The following is a 15004-nucleotide window of genomic DNA, read 5'->3' on the forward strand; positions in this document are numbered from 1 at the left end:
ATGAACAGATTTATTTCAGGATGTAATTCACTTTCAAGTGGATACTCCGGCCCGCGTTCTGAATCCGGAAGTTGTCGTAAACAGGTTTGTCAAAGAGATTTTTCACTTGCAGGCCAACGGAAAAACGGTCATTGACGGGCTGGTAAGTCAGCCCGATCGAATGCAGGTGCTGGTTCGGAATGATGTTTGGTGCATCGAATCCGGCCCTTCCCCAGAGCCCCAGAAAACCCGCCGGTTCCAGTGCCTTCGGTATGTAGTCCAGGTAGTACTCGCGAACGAACATGAAATAATAATAAATGGTAAGCCGGTCGCGGCCCGCCAGCACGTGCGGCAGCGTTGCGTTCAGGCCCAGATTGGCAAAAAAGTAAGGCGTGTTGCGCAGCCGGGACCCTTCCAGATTTCGGTTCCCCGTGTTGAACAGTCGGAAGTCCTGCCAGGTGAAATTGCCGTTGGTCCGCAGCCAGCGCGTTAGTGACAGCCCGGCGTCGGCTTCCACGCCCAGTCCGCGCACGTTGTTGACGTTCTGGTTCTGGGTAAAGAAAATATCGACGGGAACGCGCAGGATCAGGTCACGGGTGATACGGTAAAAGGTGTTGAGTTCCACGCTGTAGCGACCCGGTTTTTCGGTTCGGAAACCGGCGTTAAAATTGGTACTCCGCTCGGGTTTCAACTCAAAGTTGGACCGGTGAAAATTGCCGTCGCCGAAGAGTTCGTCCTGCTCCGGCAGCCGGGTTGCCACCTCCGCCGACGCCCGAACGAAGGAATTGGCCCCGAGCGAAACTTTCGCAGCTTCGGCCACGCCCCAGCGGATGGCGGTTTGCGAACGGGGCAGTACGGCACCAACAAAATCCGTGTCGATCGCATCGACGCTGGCGTAGTAATACTTGACAATCAGGCTGTTTAACACCTTTTCACCAAATCCTTTCGACTCAAGCCCGAGCGCCGTGATCAGTTTGTAATATTGGGCCTCGGGCGCCAGAATGTCCGTACCGTTTTTGAACGTCAACCCCAGCGGGTCGCGTCCGACGCGCATCATCTTGGCCGATACCACATTCATTTCCAGCTTATTGTGTTCGTTGAGCTGGTAGCTCAGGTTCGTGCGGGAGGTGAAATACGCGAAGGCAATGTCCGCCCGCGACCCCCGCGTTGAGGTTTCGCCCGTGCGCGACGGACTGGGTCGGAAGTTGCCGTACCAGTCGTAAGTGCCCTGCGCCGTGTCAATTTGCTGGACGTGGATGGTGCTGCCCGTCAGAAACTGGTCAAGATTCAGCTTCCGGAACGCTTTGCGGTACCGCAACGTCGGCACCACCGAATACTGCTGACTGACCGACGCGCCAAAGGGCTGCGCCATTGTCGCGCCGTACTGGTTCTGCCGGTCGATCCGGAACCAGGTCACGCCCAGCCGCAGTTCGTCGGCCCAGCGGGTGTTGGCAATGCCGCCGTAGGCTTCTGTGTAGTAGTTGGTAAAGCGGTTGTGAAATAACCGCACCGTGGCGCTGCTGCGGGCCGCCGTTTCCAGGTCGGTAACGGTTACGTTCACTTTGTAGTTGTTATCAGAACGGTTCATGAAGGCATCAGCACCCACGAAAAACTTCCGGGTAGTGTCCGAATAGAGCACGTTCAGCGAAGCCCGGTGCGTGTTGAACGACGCGACTTCGTAGGAAGCTTCGGCGTAGCGGTACAGCGATTTTTTGGTTACCAGGTTGACGGCCCCGCCCAGCGCGTCGGCCCCTAAACCCGTCGGCAGGACGCCTTTGTAAACTTCCACCCGTTCGAGCATGTTGACCGGCACCAGAGCAATGTTATAGCCCGCGCCGAGGTAATCCAGCGGAATGCCGTCCTTGAAATTTTTGATGGCCCGGTCCTGAAAACCGTTCATCATCAGCCCGGCGTTCGAGCCGAGTCCGCCCGTTTGCCGAATCCGAATTCCCGCCGACCGGTTCATCAACTCAACCAGCGTAGACGGCTGTTCCTGAACGGCTTTCGTATTAATTACTTCCGCCTTAATGGGCAGCTCTTTGGCCTGCTGGGTTTCGGTTTTGCCCCGTACCTGAACTTCCGAAAGCTCGCTGGCTTCTTCCTGCAACACCAGATTTATCCGCACCCGTTTCTGGCCGTCGGGTGAGACGTCTTTCAGTACGGTTTTGTAACCAACGTGGGTGACCTGAATCCGGTGCGGTCCGGGCGGCACATCCGAAAGTTCGAAAGTTCCGGCAGCCGTGGTCGTTGTGAATTTGTTCAGTGCCTGAATACCGACCGTGGCCCCCGGCAGCGGTTTCTCCTTCGCGTCTTTGACCGTACCGTGCCAGGTTACCGATGGGTTTTGCGCCTGGACGATCCAGCCCGTCATTAAAAGAAAGAAGAGTAAAAATCCTTTACTCATTGTGGATCAATAAACTAGAGATCACTATCTTTGACTATTAAGACTAATTCTTAATAAAAAAACAAAAGTAACCGATTCCCTCGGCCCCGGACTAACGCCAGATGCAGTATTGCTGACGCAGGAAGCAGAATTTCCATGAAGATTGTATTTAAATCAGAAGATATTCAGGAACACACGTACACCAAAGAGTACACGGATGGCTACACCGTGCCCAACGCTACCGGCTTGTTTGAATACCAGGGGGAAACGAGTTTTAACGGAATTCACGCCAGAAGCCACCGGATCCACGTTGATGGGATTTTTATGGCGATGTTCCAGGCCACGCACGAGCGAAGCTTTAGTCACGTCATTGAGAGTGACTTTCCCTACCTGCAAATGCATTTCGAGCTAACAACCAGCGGCTGTGTTTACAAACCGAAGGCCCGGTTCGAACCCGAAACCAACATCCTGCACGGCCAGCATTCGTTGCTGTTTTATCCGGCTTTGGCGGGTGAACTGACGTACTTAAGAACGCCATCGGCCCGGAGCGTTGAAATTGAATTATCGCTGGATTTCCTGCGCCGAGCCTACGGAAACGATTTGGAGCAGTTGGGCCGTTTTGGGCTGAGCATCGAAAAAAAATGCCCGGCTCTGATGGGCAACCGGAGTTTTCCAATTACCGGCCGCATGAAACAGATCCTGGCCGAACTGCGGGAATGCCCCTACGTCGGTTCGCTCAAGAAGCTATTCGTAACGGCGAAAGTGATGGAACTGCTGGCCCTGCAAATCGATCAGATGATGGCCGAACCGCCCGTTGCTTCAGGGTTGAAAAAAGCCGACGTTGACAAGCTCCATGCCGTGCGCGACCTGCTGACTCAGAACCTGCACGCGCCGTATTCCATCGAGCAATTGGCGCGGATGGTCGGCCTGAACCGGACCAAATTGCAGGAAGGCTTCAAGGAATTGTTTCAAACCACCGTTTTTGGTTACCTGACCGACTGCCGGATGCAGCAGGCCCGGGAACTGATTCTGACCGGCAGCTACGAAACCATCGCCGAGGTTTCCAACCTGATCGGCTACAAAAATCACCAGCACTTTACGGTGGCTTTCAAGAAGAAGTTCGGCTACCTACCCCGGGAACTGAAAGGCTGACGAACCGTTGTTTGCGGAACGGTTTACCGATTCAAAAATTCTGCTACCTTTATTGGCAGGCAACCCCTGTTTAGGCTGCCGCCAACCCGTTACCGAAATTCTTGACAATTACCCCATCTGCTAAACCCATGGAAACTAACCAAACCCGGCGCCGGTTTCTAGGCGCCACAACCGCCTTGCTTTCGGGTCTGGCGCTCAGTAAAAGCCCGGTTTTTGGCGCTCCGGCCCTGATTCGTGCGCTGGGCGATAAACCCAATTCGCTCATCGACGGGGTGCAAATCGGTGTTATCACTTATTCTTTCCGGGAAATGCCCGATCAGACCGCTGAAGCCACCCTGCAATACGTGCTGGACAGTGGGGTGAGCGCTATTGAACTGATGGGTGATCCGGCCGAAACCTTCGCAGGCGCCCCAAAAAGCAAGATCGACATGCGGGCCGTTGGGCCGCTGATGCGCAAACGGCGCGAAAATCAGACCCTGACCGATGAGGAGCAAAAGACCCTGGCGGAGTTTGAAACGCAGCGGAAAGCGTACCAGCAGGAACTGGCCAAATGGCGGCTTTCGGCTCCGATGAACAAGTTTGAGCAGGTTCGTAAAATGTACAATCAGGCCGGGGTGCAGATTTACGGTTTTAAACCCTCGACGTTTGGTCTGCAAAGCTCTGACGCGGAAATTGACTACGGTATGCGGGCGGCCAAACTCCTGGGGGCCAACCAGGTTACCCTCGAACACCCCGCCAACGATGCCCATACGCTTAAACTGGGCCAAATGGCGCAGAAGCACGGTTTAAAAGTCGGGTACCACGGCCACGAGCAGCAAACACCGACGTTCTGGGATACGGCCCTCGCCCAATCCCCGGCCAATGCGCTAAACTTCGATCTGGGGCATTACGTCGCAGCTGGCAACCCGGACCCGCTGGTCTTGATCAAACAAAAGCACGACCGCATCGCCAGCATGCACATTAAAGACCGCCAAACTGCCGAGCACGGCAAAGGTAACCTGCCCTGGGGCCAGGGTGATACACCTTTAGCCCAGGTCCTGAAGCTGATGCGGGACCAGAAATACAAATTCCCGGCGACAGTCGAGCTGGAATACCAGATCCCGGCGGGTTCCAACTCAGTGGCCGAAGTAAAAAAATGCGTGGATTTCTGCCGAAATCGCCTGATGAGCTAATTGCAAGGGGGTGGCAACCGCCACCCTTCATTCAAACCGTCGGTTCATTCCTTTCAATTCACCGTGGCTGTTGATGGCAATCAGGGCAATCAGCGCCATGAAAAACAGCACCAGCGCAAACCCCATCGCCCACCGTCCGGCATACAGGCCCCGCTGCGAAAAACCGGGCTTGGTCCTTCCAATCAGCAACGAGATAATCAGCAGGTTAATCAGGTAGAGGTACTGTTCCACGCGGTAGGTGCTGACCACAGCGCCGGTAATCAGCAGGCTAAGAACCGTATACAAACCCAGGTGCCCCACAAAAAATGTTCGCACCTCGTTATCGTCGTAGCTGACCAACTCGGTCGGTTTATTCCTGTAATACCTTGTAAACCACACCGCAGAGGTGGCCAGCACAGCCGCCAACGCCCCCAGCCGAACGGTCTGAATCAGGTTCGCGGTATCGCCGGTAACAAGCTTGGCGTACGTGTCCACCAGACGCGGTATTTCGAACGTCTGCTCCCAAACCACCCCGGGAATGATCAGGGTCAACATGAGCAGCGGAAACCAGATCCTGCTTTTCCGGGAACGATCTTCCACCGGCTCCCAGGAGGAAGTAAACGTGCCGTAGGCCATGCCGACACCCCCGCAAAAACCGAGGGTATACTCCATGACGTTCCAGAAGTTAAACGGGATGCCGGACACCTGGCCCATCACCTGCAGAAAATTCCCGAACGCGAAGCCAACGCCCCCACCGAGGCCGGAAAAAACCGCCACCCGCAAGGACGCAACCTGCCCGGTACGATCCATAAACCAGGCCAGCGCCAGCGCCATCCCCAGACAGGCCGCCCACAGTTCCGAACGCGGGGGCGTCATCAGCCAACCCCATTCCTCAATGAATAAAAAGTAGATAACGACGGCGCCAGCCAGCATTTCAACCAAAGCCTGCTGCCAGCGGACCGGCTTTTGGGCGGTATCGGCCAGGGCTAGTCCAAACAGCCCCCCGCCGAGAAAACCGTAGAGCCCGCCGATGACAAACAGCATCATCAGCCCGTAATAAACATTCACGAAGTCGATGCCTCGGCCGTAGCCCACCACCACCCCGTAGCTCATGATGCCGCCGATGCCCCAGCCGACGGCACCCGCCAGCGCCACCTGAAACATCCGGGCGTACCAGTCGGCGCGCTTGGCCACCAGCAAGACGCTCAGGGCGCCGATGCTACCCGCCCAGGCCGCCCCCTGCTCGTGCCCAAACTGCCCGCGGATGGCCCAGGCCGTGCCCATCGACAGGCCCGCGACCAGCAGACTGTAAGAAAGTGATTTTGCCTTCATTTCGGTTCAGGATAAGGATTTGGGATAAATACGTTAAGCCCTGCCAAACAGGCTATTGGTTAAAAAATTATCCGATCAGCAATAGCCTGAAACCGGGTGAGCCGCGTAATTATGAAGACGAACCCCCTTATGGAAAAGAACATCACCCTGGAAACCCTGGCCATCGACGGTGGCGATAGAACGGTTCAAACCCACTTTCCCTGGCCCATTTACGACGAAACCGACGTGCAGGCCGTGGCCGACGTGGTTCGGAGCGGGCGCTGGGGCAACCCGGATTGTGGCGATTTGGTGGAAACGTTCGAGCAGGAGTTTGCGGCTTACTGCGGAACAAAATACGCTGTCTCCTGCGTCAACGGTTCGGTGTCGCTCCGGCTGGCGCTGATGGCCTGCGGAGTACGGCCCGGTGATGAGGTGATTATTCCGCCCTATACCTTCATTGCCACGGCCTCAACCGTGCTGGAAGTTAACTGCGTACCGGTTTTTGTGGACATCGACCCCGACACCTACAACCTCGATCCAAAAGCCGTTGAAGCGGCCATTACGGAGCGCACCAAAGTTATTATTCCCGTTCACTTCGCCGGTCTGGCCTGCGACATGGACGCCATTATGGACATTGCCCGCCGGCACAAGTTGAGAGTTATCGAAGATGCGGCCCACGCCCACGGTGCCGAATACAAAGGCCGCAAACTGGGTTCGATTGGCGATGTGGGTAGTTTTAGTTTTCAGTCGTCGAAAAATCTGACGAGTGGCGAAGGTGGCATGGTGGTGACCAACGACGAAAACCTGTACCGCACGATGGCGTCGCTGCGCAACGTGGGTCGGATGGAAGGCCACCAGTGGTACGACCATTTCAACCCCGGCTGCAATTACCGCATCACCCAGATGCAGGCCGTGCTGCTTTCCCGGCAACTCAACCGGCTGGACGACCAGACAGTTATTCGCAACGAAAACGGTTTGTATCTAAACAAGTTACTTTCCAACATCGACGGCATTTTGCCCCTGACCCGGAGCCCGGAAGCGACCCGGCATTGCTACCACCTGTACATCTTCAGTTACGACTCGTCGGCCTTCGGTGGGCTTCCCCGCCAGGAATTTGTAGCCCGGTTGGCGGCCGAGGGTGTGCCCTGTTCGACGGGGTATCCGCATCCGCTGTACAAACAGCCGCTGTTTCAAAATAAAAATTTCATGTGTTACGCCATACCCGAATCGGTGGACTATGCAGCCGTCAACTGCCCGGTGGCCGAGCGGGCTTGCCGCGACGAAGCCGTCTGGATTTTCCAGCACGCGATGCTGGGCAGCCGGGAAGACATGCAGTCCTTCGCCGAAGCAATCCGGAAAATTCAACGGGTGGTAACACAAGCCTAGCCGCCCGTCGGCACATCAGAGAACATCCGAAAAGTACTCCGATGCACTCTGTGTAATAACTTTTCCCTAACCCTACCATGAAAGTTAGCGTACTCATCCTCTCCTTTCTTTTTAGCTTTCAGCTCATTGCCCAGCCCATCAACCTGAAAAACGCCGTTGTTCTCGTTTCACCGTCCATCCCGGCGCCCATGCGGACCACCGCGCCCCAGATGCTGACGGAAGAAATTGCGAAACGAACGCACACGACGCTGAAGCAGGTGCAAAGCTGGCCCGGCAGCCGGGTCATGACGATTGCACTGGCCTTATCATCGGACCAAGAAGTGGCCGGAAAACCCGTTCCTGGCCGAACGAGCACGAACGTGCCGGAGCAGAAACCGGAAGGCTTCCGGATCATTACCGAAGGCCATACGCTCTGGATTTTAGGAGCCGACGCCCGGGGCATTCTGTTTGGGTCCGGCTGGTTGCTGCGGAATCTGAAAATGGACGCCAAACGGCTGGAGCTGGCCGGTCCGGTGAACATTGCCAGCGCCCCGGCTTACCCGATTCGCGGCCACCAGCTGGGCTACCGGACCACCGCCAACTCCTACGACGCCTGGACCGTCGCGCAGTTTGAGCAATACTACCGCGACCTGGCGATTTTCGGCACCAACGCCATCGAGGGCATTCCCTTTCACGAAGGCGAAACGCCCAGCGCCCTGTTTCCGATTCCGCCGAAAGAAATGCAGGTGCGCATAAGCGAACTGTGTCAGAAGTACGACATGGACTACTGGGTCTGGACCCCGGCCACGTTTGAACTGACCGACGATGCAAAACGGAAGGCGGAGATTGAAAAACACGAAGCGTTTTACCGCGCCTGCCCCCGGCTTGACCACATCTTTTTTCCCGGCGGTGACCCCGGCGATAACCACCCGCGTGAGGTGATGGCCTTTTTGAAAGATCTGCACGGCAAACTAATTCAATACCACCCGAAAGCAAAAATCTGGGTTTCCCTGCAGGGCTTCAGCACCGAGCAGATTGATTATTTTTACAAGTACCTAGCCCAAAACAAACCGGACTGGTTGCAGGGCGTCGTGTCGGGGCCGAGCAGTCCGCCGATGGCCGAAACCCGCTACCGCCTGCCCAAAAATTACCAGCACCGCGAATACCCGGATCTGACGCACAACGTTCGCTGCGAATTTCCGGTGGAGCGCTGGGATCAGGCGTATGCCCTGACGCTGGGCCGCGAAGCCATCAACCCGCGCCCATTCTTCTTTGCTCAGATTCACGGCAAATACGCCCCCTTTACCGACGGTTTTGTGTCGTATTCCGATGGCTGTCACGACGACATCAACAAGGTTGTCTGGAGCATGCGCGGCTGGGACCCAAACAAGGATGTCAACGAAATTCTGGCCGAATACAGCCGGTTTTTCTTTGGCTGGCCCCTCGCAAACGATGCCGCCGACGGCATTCTGGCGCTCGAAAACAACTGGCAGGGGCCACTGGCCCAGAACGGCGGTGTCGAAGCCACGTTGGCGTTCTGGAAAGATCTGGAAGCCGCTCATCCCACCCTGAACACCAATTGGCGCTGGCAGATGCTGCTCCTGCGCGCAACTTACGATGCCTACACGCGCCGACGCCTGCTGTACGAAGAAGGACTCGAAAAAACGGCCAACGCCCTGCTGGTCCGGGCAACGGAAACCGATCTATCCAAGGTCCTCGACCTGGCGCTGGCGACCGTCAACAAAGCCGATACCGAGCCCACTGCGCCCGAACTGCGGAAGAAAATAGAAACGCTGTGCGCTGATTTATACGCTTCAATTGGTTTACAAACGAGCGTTCCGAAGTACAAAGCGAAAGGGCCCGAGCGGGGGTGTCTGCTCGATTTTGTGGATTATCCGCTCAACAACCGCTGGTGGCTGGCCGACGAGTTTCAGAAAATCCGGGCCTTGAAAAGTCCCGCCGAGCAACTGGCCCGCATGAATGTGATCGCCAACTGGGAAAATCCGGGCAGCGGCAGTTATTACGACGACGTTTCGAGCGGGAGCAAAAGCCCGCGCGTCACGACCATTTCCGACGACGCCACCGACATTGCCTGGTGGAACGACGGCCTGAGCCGCGCCCGACTCTCCACCCAGACGTTTCAGAACAGCCCGGCTTTGGAGTACAGCGACCTCGACCCCGGCGCTCGCTACATCGTTCGCGTGGCGGGGTCCGGCGATGCGTTGCTGCGGGTCGATGGCAGACGCCTGCACCCGACGGTCTACCAGAAAGAACTGGAAACGTTCAAGGAGTGGATTGTGCCGTTGTCACTCACTCAGGACGGCCGGATTTCGATTTCCTTCGACCAGCCGGAAGAGTCGCACCTGAACTGGCGGCAACATTCAAAGATTTCGGATGTGTGGCTTCTGAAGCAATAAGGTTGGTATACAGGTGTATCAGCGATAACTCCGCTTAACGCTGATACATTCTAGCGCACCGCTGAGATACAACGTCAGACGCTACTTTCCCACCCGGTATTTATTCCGGAATTCGATCGGTGTGCAGCCCTTCACCTGCCGAAACTGCCGGGCGATGTTCTTGCTGTCCGTCAGCCCCAGGTCGAGCGCGATTTCAAAGACCGTCATATCGGTCTCCAACAGTTTTTGCGTGAACTTCTCGATGCGCAGGTTAAAAATGTACTTGTAGATCGGGTAGCCGGTAATCGTCAGAAACCGTTTTTCCAGCGCCCTTCTCGACATCGGCACCTGTTTGACGACCTCTTCCACCTGCAGGTTTTTATCGATGTTCTGGTGAATGTATTTCAGCGACGAAGCAATGTAATCATCGTTGGTCGCGTAAATATCGGTCGAGTGGCGCGTCACAATCTGCGTCGGCCTGACGACAACATCATAAAAGTTGGTAGCCCCCGTCTGAATCATGTGATCGAGCAGCCTGGCCGAATCGTAGCCGCCTTTTTCGGCGTCCAGCGCAATGCTCGACAACGGCGGGTCCGACAACTCGCAGATCATTTCGTCATTATCGACGCCCAGCACGGCGACCTCCTCGGGAATCCGGATGCCGGTTTGCCGGCAGGCTTCGGTGATGTGCTGCCCCTGCCGGTCGTCGCAGGCCATGATAGCGATGGGTTTGGGCAGTGATTGCAGCCACTGGCTCAGCGAACTCGGTTTGTAGTACCACAACTCGCTGGACTGCGCCTTGGTGTGTTCAAAGGTATGCACCATGTACCCGGCCTTTTTGATGTGGTTTTCGAACCCCTCGGCCCGCTCCCGCGACCAGACAATGTCCCGGAAACCGTAAAAAGCGAACTGGATGAAGCCTTTTTTCAGGAAATAATCGGCCGCCATCGCCCCCGCTTCGTGGTAGGCTCCCGTAATGTTAGGAATCTCGTCAAACCGCTCCTTGAAGTCCTGCGCAATTACCGCAATCCCGGCCTGAATGAATTCAGAAACTTCGTTGTCGTTGTAAAATTGCCCGATGATTCCGTCGGCCTCCCACTCCTTCGCCCACTGCAAAATCCCCTTGATTCCGATGGTTTCCCGGTAGAACAGCGGCATTCGGCAGAATACCCAGGGGCCGTGCTCCCGTGAGTACTTCGTCACGCCCTTCAGGAGGCTTTTACTGTAGTCTTCGGCAAAGTCGATGAGAAGGATGATTTTGTACATGATGTTAGAAAAGCTGTTTCGCAGCGTTAAACAGAAAAATTAGAATTAAGCGGAGACTTTATTTTACTCCGCTTAACTCCGCGAAACAACCCTTATTTACGCAAAAAGCTCTTTCAAACTTTTCACCGTTGCGTTGTTCACCAGCGGCCGCGCCCAGAGTCCGATGCTGAAAATATACCCCAGCGTCAGCAGCAGAAACAACATGGCAAACCGCAGGCCCACCAGCTCGGCCAGCCCGCCCACGATCAGCGGCACGACGGCTCCCCCGGCAATGCCGGTGCACAAAATACCGGAAAACGTGCCGTGGTGGTGGGGCACCGAATTCAGCGCCAGCGACACAATGATCGACCACATCACCGACGCAAAAAAGCCCGCCATCGGAAAAGCGTAAAGGGCCATGTCGACCGGTCCGAACAAACCCGTCAGCAGCGACACAATGGCCCCACTGGCAAACAGCATCAGCACCCGCCGACTGTCGAAGATTTTCAGGAGCAGCAAACCGAGCAGACAGCCGATCGTCAGCAGGCCCCAGAAATAGGCAATGACGGAAGCGCCCGTGGTGGCCGGATCAACGCCGTGGTAGGTTTGCAGAAACTGCGATGTCCAGTTGGCAATGCCCTGTTCAGTGCCCACGTAGGCGAAAATTCCGCAGAAAAACAGCAACACGGTTTTGTTGCCCAGCAACTCTTTGAAGGCTTTGCCGGTATCAATCCGCTCGTCATCCTTCAGGGCCACCGCGGGAAACCGCACGAAATAGATCACGATCACCATCAGCAAAGCCGTCATCGCGAAAACCCAGTACAGCGAAACCCACTTCAGGTTTTCGGGAACCAGCTGGTCAAAAAGGGCCAGCAAACCGGTGTTGTTTCCCGTGTGCACCCGGCTCACCAGATAACTGTACAACTGCGGACTCAGAAACGAAGCGGCCCCGAAAAACAACTGGGCCAGCACCGAATTAAACGCAAACTGGGCTTCCCCTCCGGCCACCCGCAGCAACGGATTGATGACTACCTGCAGCATCGCCATGCCCAAACCGATCAGAAAAAGCGACAGCAGGGCGACCGAAAAACTCGGAATCAGGGCGAACAGCAACGCCCCGGTAAACGCCAGCGAAAAAGCCACCAGCAACACCGGTTTTTCACGGTATTTTTCGACCAGAATACCCGACGGAATGGACATCACCCCGTAGGCCACAAAGAAGGCAAACGGCAAAAAACCGGCCAGCCCGATGCTGAGCCGAAAACTCGTGATAATGTCCGGGATAATCGGTCCCAGAATGTTAGTCAGAAACGAAATAACGAAAAAGATGAGCAGAATCAGGATGACAATCAGGGTGTTGCTCTTCATGGCTTACTGCACGTTTCCATCCACTACCATCGTCCGGCTCGACCGTCCGGCGGCATCAAAACTCTTCAGCTTAACCGTTCCCGACACCTTCACCGGAGCCGAGTACAGGGCCGATTGGGCCGTCGGTTCCGACCCGTCGGTGGTGTAGCGGATGCTCAGGCCCGGGTATTCGATGTTGGCTTTCAGGGTGCCGTTTTCGAGCAGGGCGCCGGGCAGCGGCAGCCGGTAATTGTAGCCGCCGTTGAGCGTGGCCAGCCGCGGCAGTTCGCGCTGGGCCAGCGTATTGGCAAAGACGTTCCACCCCGTTTGAATCGCTTTTTCCCGTGCCTCCCGGTTTTCGATGGTTTCCCACGGGCGCTCGGCCGCCCAGGCGCTTTCGGCAAAACCCAGCAGCTTGGGCAGCGAATAATATTCCATCATCTCCCGCCCTTTGACGGTTTCGCACCAGAGCTGCGATTCCAGACCGATCACGTTTTTGCGGGCTTCCGGTTTCATTTTTTCCAGACCGGCGAAGTTCAGCGGTTGCCCCAGCGAGGTCCGGTAGGTGGTTTTGAACATATCGAAAGGCGCAAACGTCCAGTTGGCGCGGGTATCGACAAAGCCGCCCCAGTACAAACCCGGCTCCTGCGGGTCGTTGTTGTAGGCCAGGTCGAAATAGAAGTTCGTTACGTTACACAGCACCACCGGGTAACCCGCGTTGGCCAGCCGGTTGCCCAGATCGAGGTCGAAGATGTTGTTCCAGATGTAGGGTACCACTTTCTTGCCCACAAAGTCCGGGTTGGGCAAGTACTTGCCTTCCGGCGATTTGGTCAGGGCAACTTCTTCCCAGCCGTGGATGCTCAGATTCCGCTTTTCGAGCCGTTTCAGCAGTTTACCGAAGAAATAGGATTGCAGGTTTTTCGGGTCTTTGATGGCCGGATTTTCTTTCAGTAGCTGGGCCGCCTGGGGCGATTTGGTCCAGACGCCTTCGGGCACTTCGTCACCGCCCGCGTGGAAGGTATCAAGCTTCAACCCGGCTTCGGTGTACATCTTGGCGATTTCATCCACCACTTTTTCGTAGAAATGGTACGTCGATTCGCGGGCCACGCTCACCACGTTGTCTTTGTAGGCCTGCGCCGACAGATACACCGATTTGTCGTCCGGATCGATGAGCCGGTATTCATTGGCTTCTTTCTCCTTGCCTTCCTTCATCAACCGATTATACCGCGCTTCCATCGACTTGATGGCCGCCCTTGCGTGGCCGGGAAAGTTCAGTTCCGGAATGACTTTAATATGCCGCTCGTTGGCGTACTTCAGAATTTCAATGAAATCGGCTTTTGTATAAAAACCGCTGCCGTGCTTGGTTTCATCGTAGGCTTTCGGTCCCGAACCGTAGGACGGGTGCAGCACCGGCGCGGCCATGCCCCCGGCGGTGTGTTCGCGCTGGGCACCGACCTGGGTCAATTCCGGCAAATCGTCAATTTCAATCCGCCAGCCCTCATCTTCGGTGGTGTAAAACAGGAAATGGTTGATCTTGTAAAAGGCCAGCAGGTCGAGCCAGCGCAGAATGGTTTCCTTGGTCTGAAAATTCCGGCTTACATCCAGGTGCATACTCCGGAACTGAAACCGGGGCGCGTCCTCAACCTGGGCATACGTCAGCGCCACGCTGGCGGACGGTTTCAGGTACGCTTCCGTCGGCAGCAGGGCCAGCAAACTCTGCACGCCATAAAATACGCCAGCGGCATCGCTTCCCGTGATGGCTACCCCGTTGGCGTCGATGCCCAATTTGTACGCTTCTTTGCCGACACCGTTTACCGAAACCGCACCGGTCGTCAGGATGATGCCTTTACCGGACGTTCCGCTCTGCACCGAAAAATCCGTTCCCGTCCGCTCTTTTAATTTTTTGCCCAGAAAACGCGCTTCGTTTTCCAGCCCGGCACCGTAATAAATCGGCAGTTTATTGTCCAGCGTTAACGTGCCTCCGCCCGTTGTCATTTTCACCGGCGAGGGAACGATTTGCTGCAACTGATTCGCACCGACCAGACTGAGCGCCAGGTTGTCCTGATACCGTTTGGCCGCCGTGTGGAGGGGCAGCTGATCGTCTTTTCCGCGCAACTGCTGCTCTTTCCGGCTAAACGGTAGCACCCGGTAATTGGCTACCTCGACTACATTCTCCTCTTTGCCGTCTTTGTCGTAAAAAACGAAGTACAGCCCCATTGGCGCGTCGGTCAGCTTAATGATGGCTTCCATACCCGAATACCGGATTTCGGTTGAATCGCCGGGGGCCAGGGAGAATCCGGCGTTGGGGGTCATTTTGTACCAGTCGCCGTTGATGTGCTGCACCGTCGCCGGTTGTTGGGTTTTATTGGCCTGAATCGGCCGGGGCGACATGTTGAAGAACAGCGCCCAGTTTTTATCGTTTAGCGTCAGATCGCTGTTGTTTGCCAGATTAAACCGGGCATCAAAGCCATGGTCTACATCGGTAAAATTGCTGATCAACTCCCAGGTGACATTGATTTGGCGGGCTTCGTTTTCGGAAGATTTGCAACCGTTCAACAAGAGTAAAACGGCCAGTAAGGCCGTGAGGCAAAAAAAGTTACGCATTGAGGGGAAAGTTAAGTAGCCTTAATAATACGGAATCGAGTAGTAAAAATACCACTGGTTTCCAAGACTTT

Annotated in this window: 9 protein-coding genes; 4 read left to right on the plus strand and 5 right to left on the minus strand. The window is 55.8% G+C overall.

Translation table 11 applies throughout. The features are described from left to right. Positions 1-10: 10 nt before the first annotated feature. Positions 11-2383, minus strand: a complete 2373-nt coding sequence (locus tag OQ371_RS25170) for a TonB-dependent receptor (RefSeq protein ID WP_265991217.1) — start codon at positions 2381-2383, stop codon at positions 11-13. A gap of 135 nt (positions 2384-2518) precedes the next feature. Between OQ371_RS25170 and OQ371_RS25175 the strand changes: the two genes are divergently transcribed. Together OQ371_RS25175 and OQ371_RS25180 are read left to right on the plus strand one after the other, a co-directional pair. Beyond that, positions 2519-3514 carry a helix-turn-helix transcriptional regulator gene (locus tag OQ371_RS25175; protein ID WP_265991218.1) on the plus strand — a complete coding sequence of 332 codons (996 nt, stop codon included), beginning with the start codon at positions 2519-2521 and terminating at the stop codon, positions 3512-3514. 128 nt (positions 3515-3642) lie between these two features. Next, a complete protein-coding gene (locus OQ371_RS25180) occupies positions 3643-4686 on the plus strand; it encodes a TIM barrel protein (RefSeq protein WP_265991219.1) in 1044 nt (347 codons plus the stop codon). Between the two features lie 27 nt (positions 4687-4713). Here OQ371_RS25180 and OQ371_RS25185 read toward each other — a convergent pair whose 3' ends face one another. Beyond that, positions 4714-5997 carry a hypothetical protein gene (locus tag OQ371_RS25185; RefSeq protein WP_265991220.1) on the minus strand — a complete coding sequence of 428 codons (1284 nt, stop codon included), beginning with the start codon at positions 5995-5997 and terminating at the stop codon, positions 4714-4716. 129 nt (positions 5998-6126) lie between these two features. Here OQ371_RS25185 and OQ371_RS25190 point away from each other — a divergent pair, with 129 nt between their 5' ends. Both OQ371_RS25190 and OQ371_RS25195 read left to right on the plus strand, forming a co-directional pair. Continuing rightward, complete coding sequence (locus tag OQ371_RS25190) at positions 6127-7362, plus strand: DegT/DnrJ/EryC1/StrS family aminotransferase (protein ID WP_265991221.1); 1236 nt, start codon at positions 6127-6129, stop codon at positions 7360-7362. A 77-nt stretch (positions 7363-7439) separates the two neighbouring features. Beyond that, positions 7440-9758 (plus strand): hypothetical protein, encoded by a 2319-nt coding sequence (locus tag OQ371_RS25195; RefSeq protein ID WP_265991222.1) that lies wholly within the window; start codon positions 7440-7442, stop codon positions 9756-9758. Between the two features lie 81 nt (positions 9759-9839). Here the strand turns inward: OQ371_RS25195 and OQ371_RS25200 are convergent, their stop codons facing one another. From OQ371_RS25200 to OQ371_RS25210, 3 genes are all read right to left on the minus strand, one after another. Then, entirely contained in the window at positions 9840-11003 is a 1164-nt protein-coding gene (locus tag OQ371_RS25200) for a DNA-binding transcriptional regulator (protein ID WP_265991223.1), read from the minus strand. Positions 11004-11099: 96 nt separating this feature from the next. After that, positions 11100-12350, minus strand: a complete 1251-nt coding sequence (locus tag OQ371_RS25205) for an MFS transporter (RefSeq protein WP_265991224.1) — start codon at positions 12348-12350, stop codon at positions 11100-11102. A gap of 3 nt (positions 12351-12353) precedes the next feature. Then, positions 12354-14933, minus strand: coding sequence for a family 20 glycosylhydrolase (locus OQ371_RS25210; protein WP_265991225.1), 2580 nt, complete (start codon positions 14931-14933; stop codon positions 12354-12356). Positions 14934-15004 lie beyond the last annotated feature (71 nt).

Source organism: Larkinella insperata (genome assembly GCF_026248825.1).
Lineage (GTDB): Bacteria > Bacteroidota > Bacteroidia > Cytophagales > Spirosomataceae > Larkinella > Larkinella insperata.

Coding starts and splice junctions, on each gene's coding strand:
- OQ371_RS25170 (WP_265991217.1), bottom strand. CDS start 2,383: ATGAGTAAAGGATTTTTACTCTTCTTTCTTTTAATGACGGGCTGGATC.
- OQ371_RS25175 (WP_265991218.1), top strand. CDS start 2,519: ATGAAGATTGTATTTAAATCAGAAGATATTCAGGAACACACGTACACC.
- OQ371_RS25180 (WP_265991219.1), top strand. CDS start 3,643: ATGGAAACTAACCAAACCCGGCGCCGGTTTCTAGGCGCCACAACCGCC.
- OQ371_RS25185 (WP_265991220.1), bottom strand. CDS start 5,997: ATGAAGGCAAAATCACTTTCTTACAGTCTGCTGGTCGCGGGCCTGTCG.
- OQ371_RS25190 (WP_265991221.1), top strand. CDS start 6,127: ATGGAAAAGAACATCACCCTGGAAACCCTGGCCATCGACGGTGGCGAT.
- OQ371_RS25195 (WP_265991222.1), top strand. CDS start 7,440: ATGAAAGTTAGCGTACTCATCCTCTCCTTTCTTTTTAGCTTTCAGCTC.
- OQ371_RS25200 (WP_265991223.1), bottom strand. CDS start 11,003: ATGTACAAAATCATCCTTCTCATCGACTTTGCCGAAGACTACAGTAAA.
- OQ371_RS25205 (WP_265991224.1), bottom strand. CDS start 12,350: ATGAAGAGCAACACCCTGATTGTCATCCTGATTCTGCTCATCTTTTTC.
- OQ371_RS25210 (WP_265991225.1), bottom strand. CDS start 14,933: ATGCGTAACTTTTTTTGCCTCACGGCCTTACTGGCCGTTTTACTCTTG.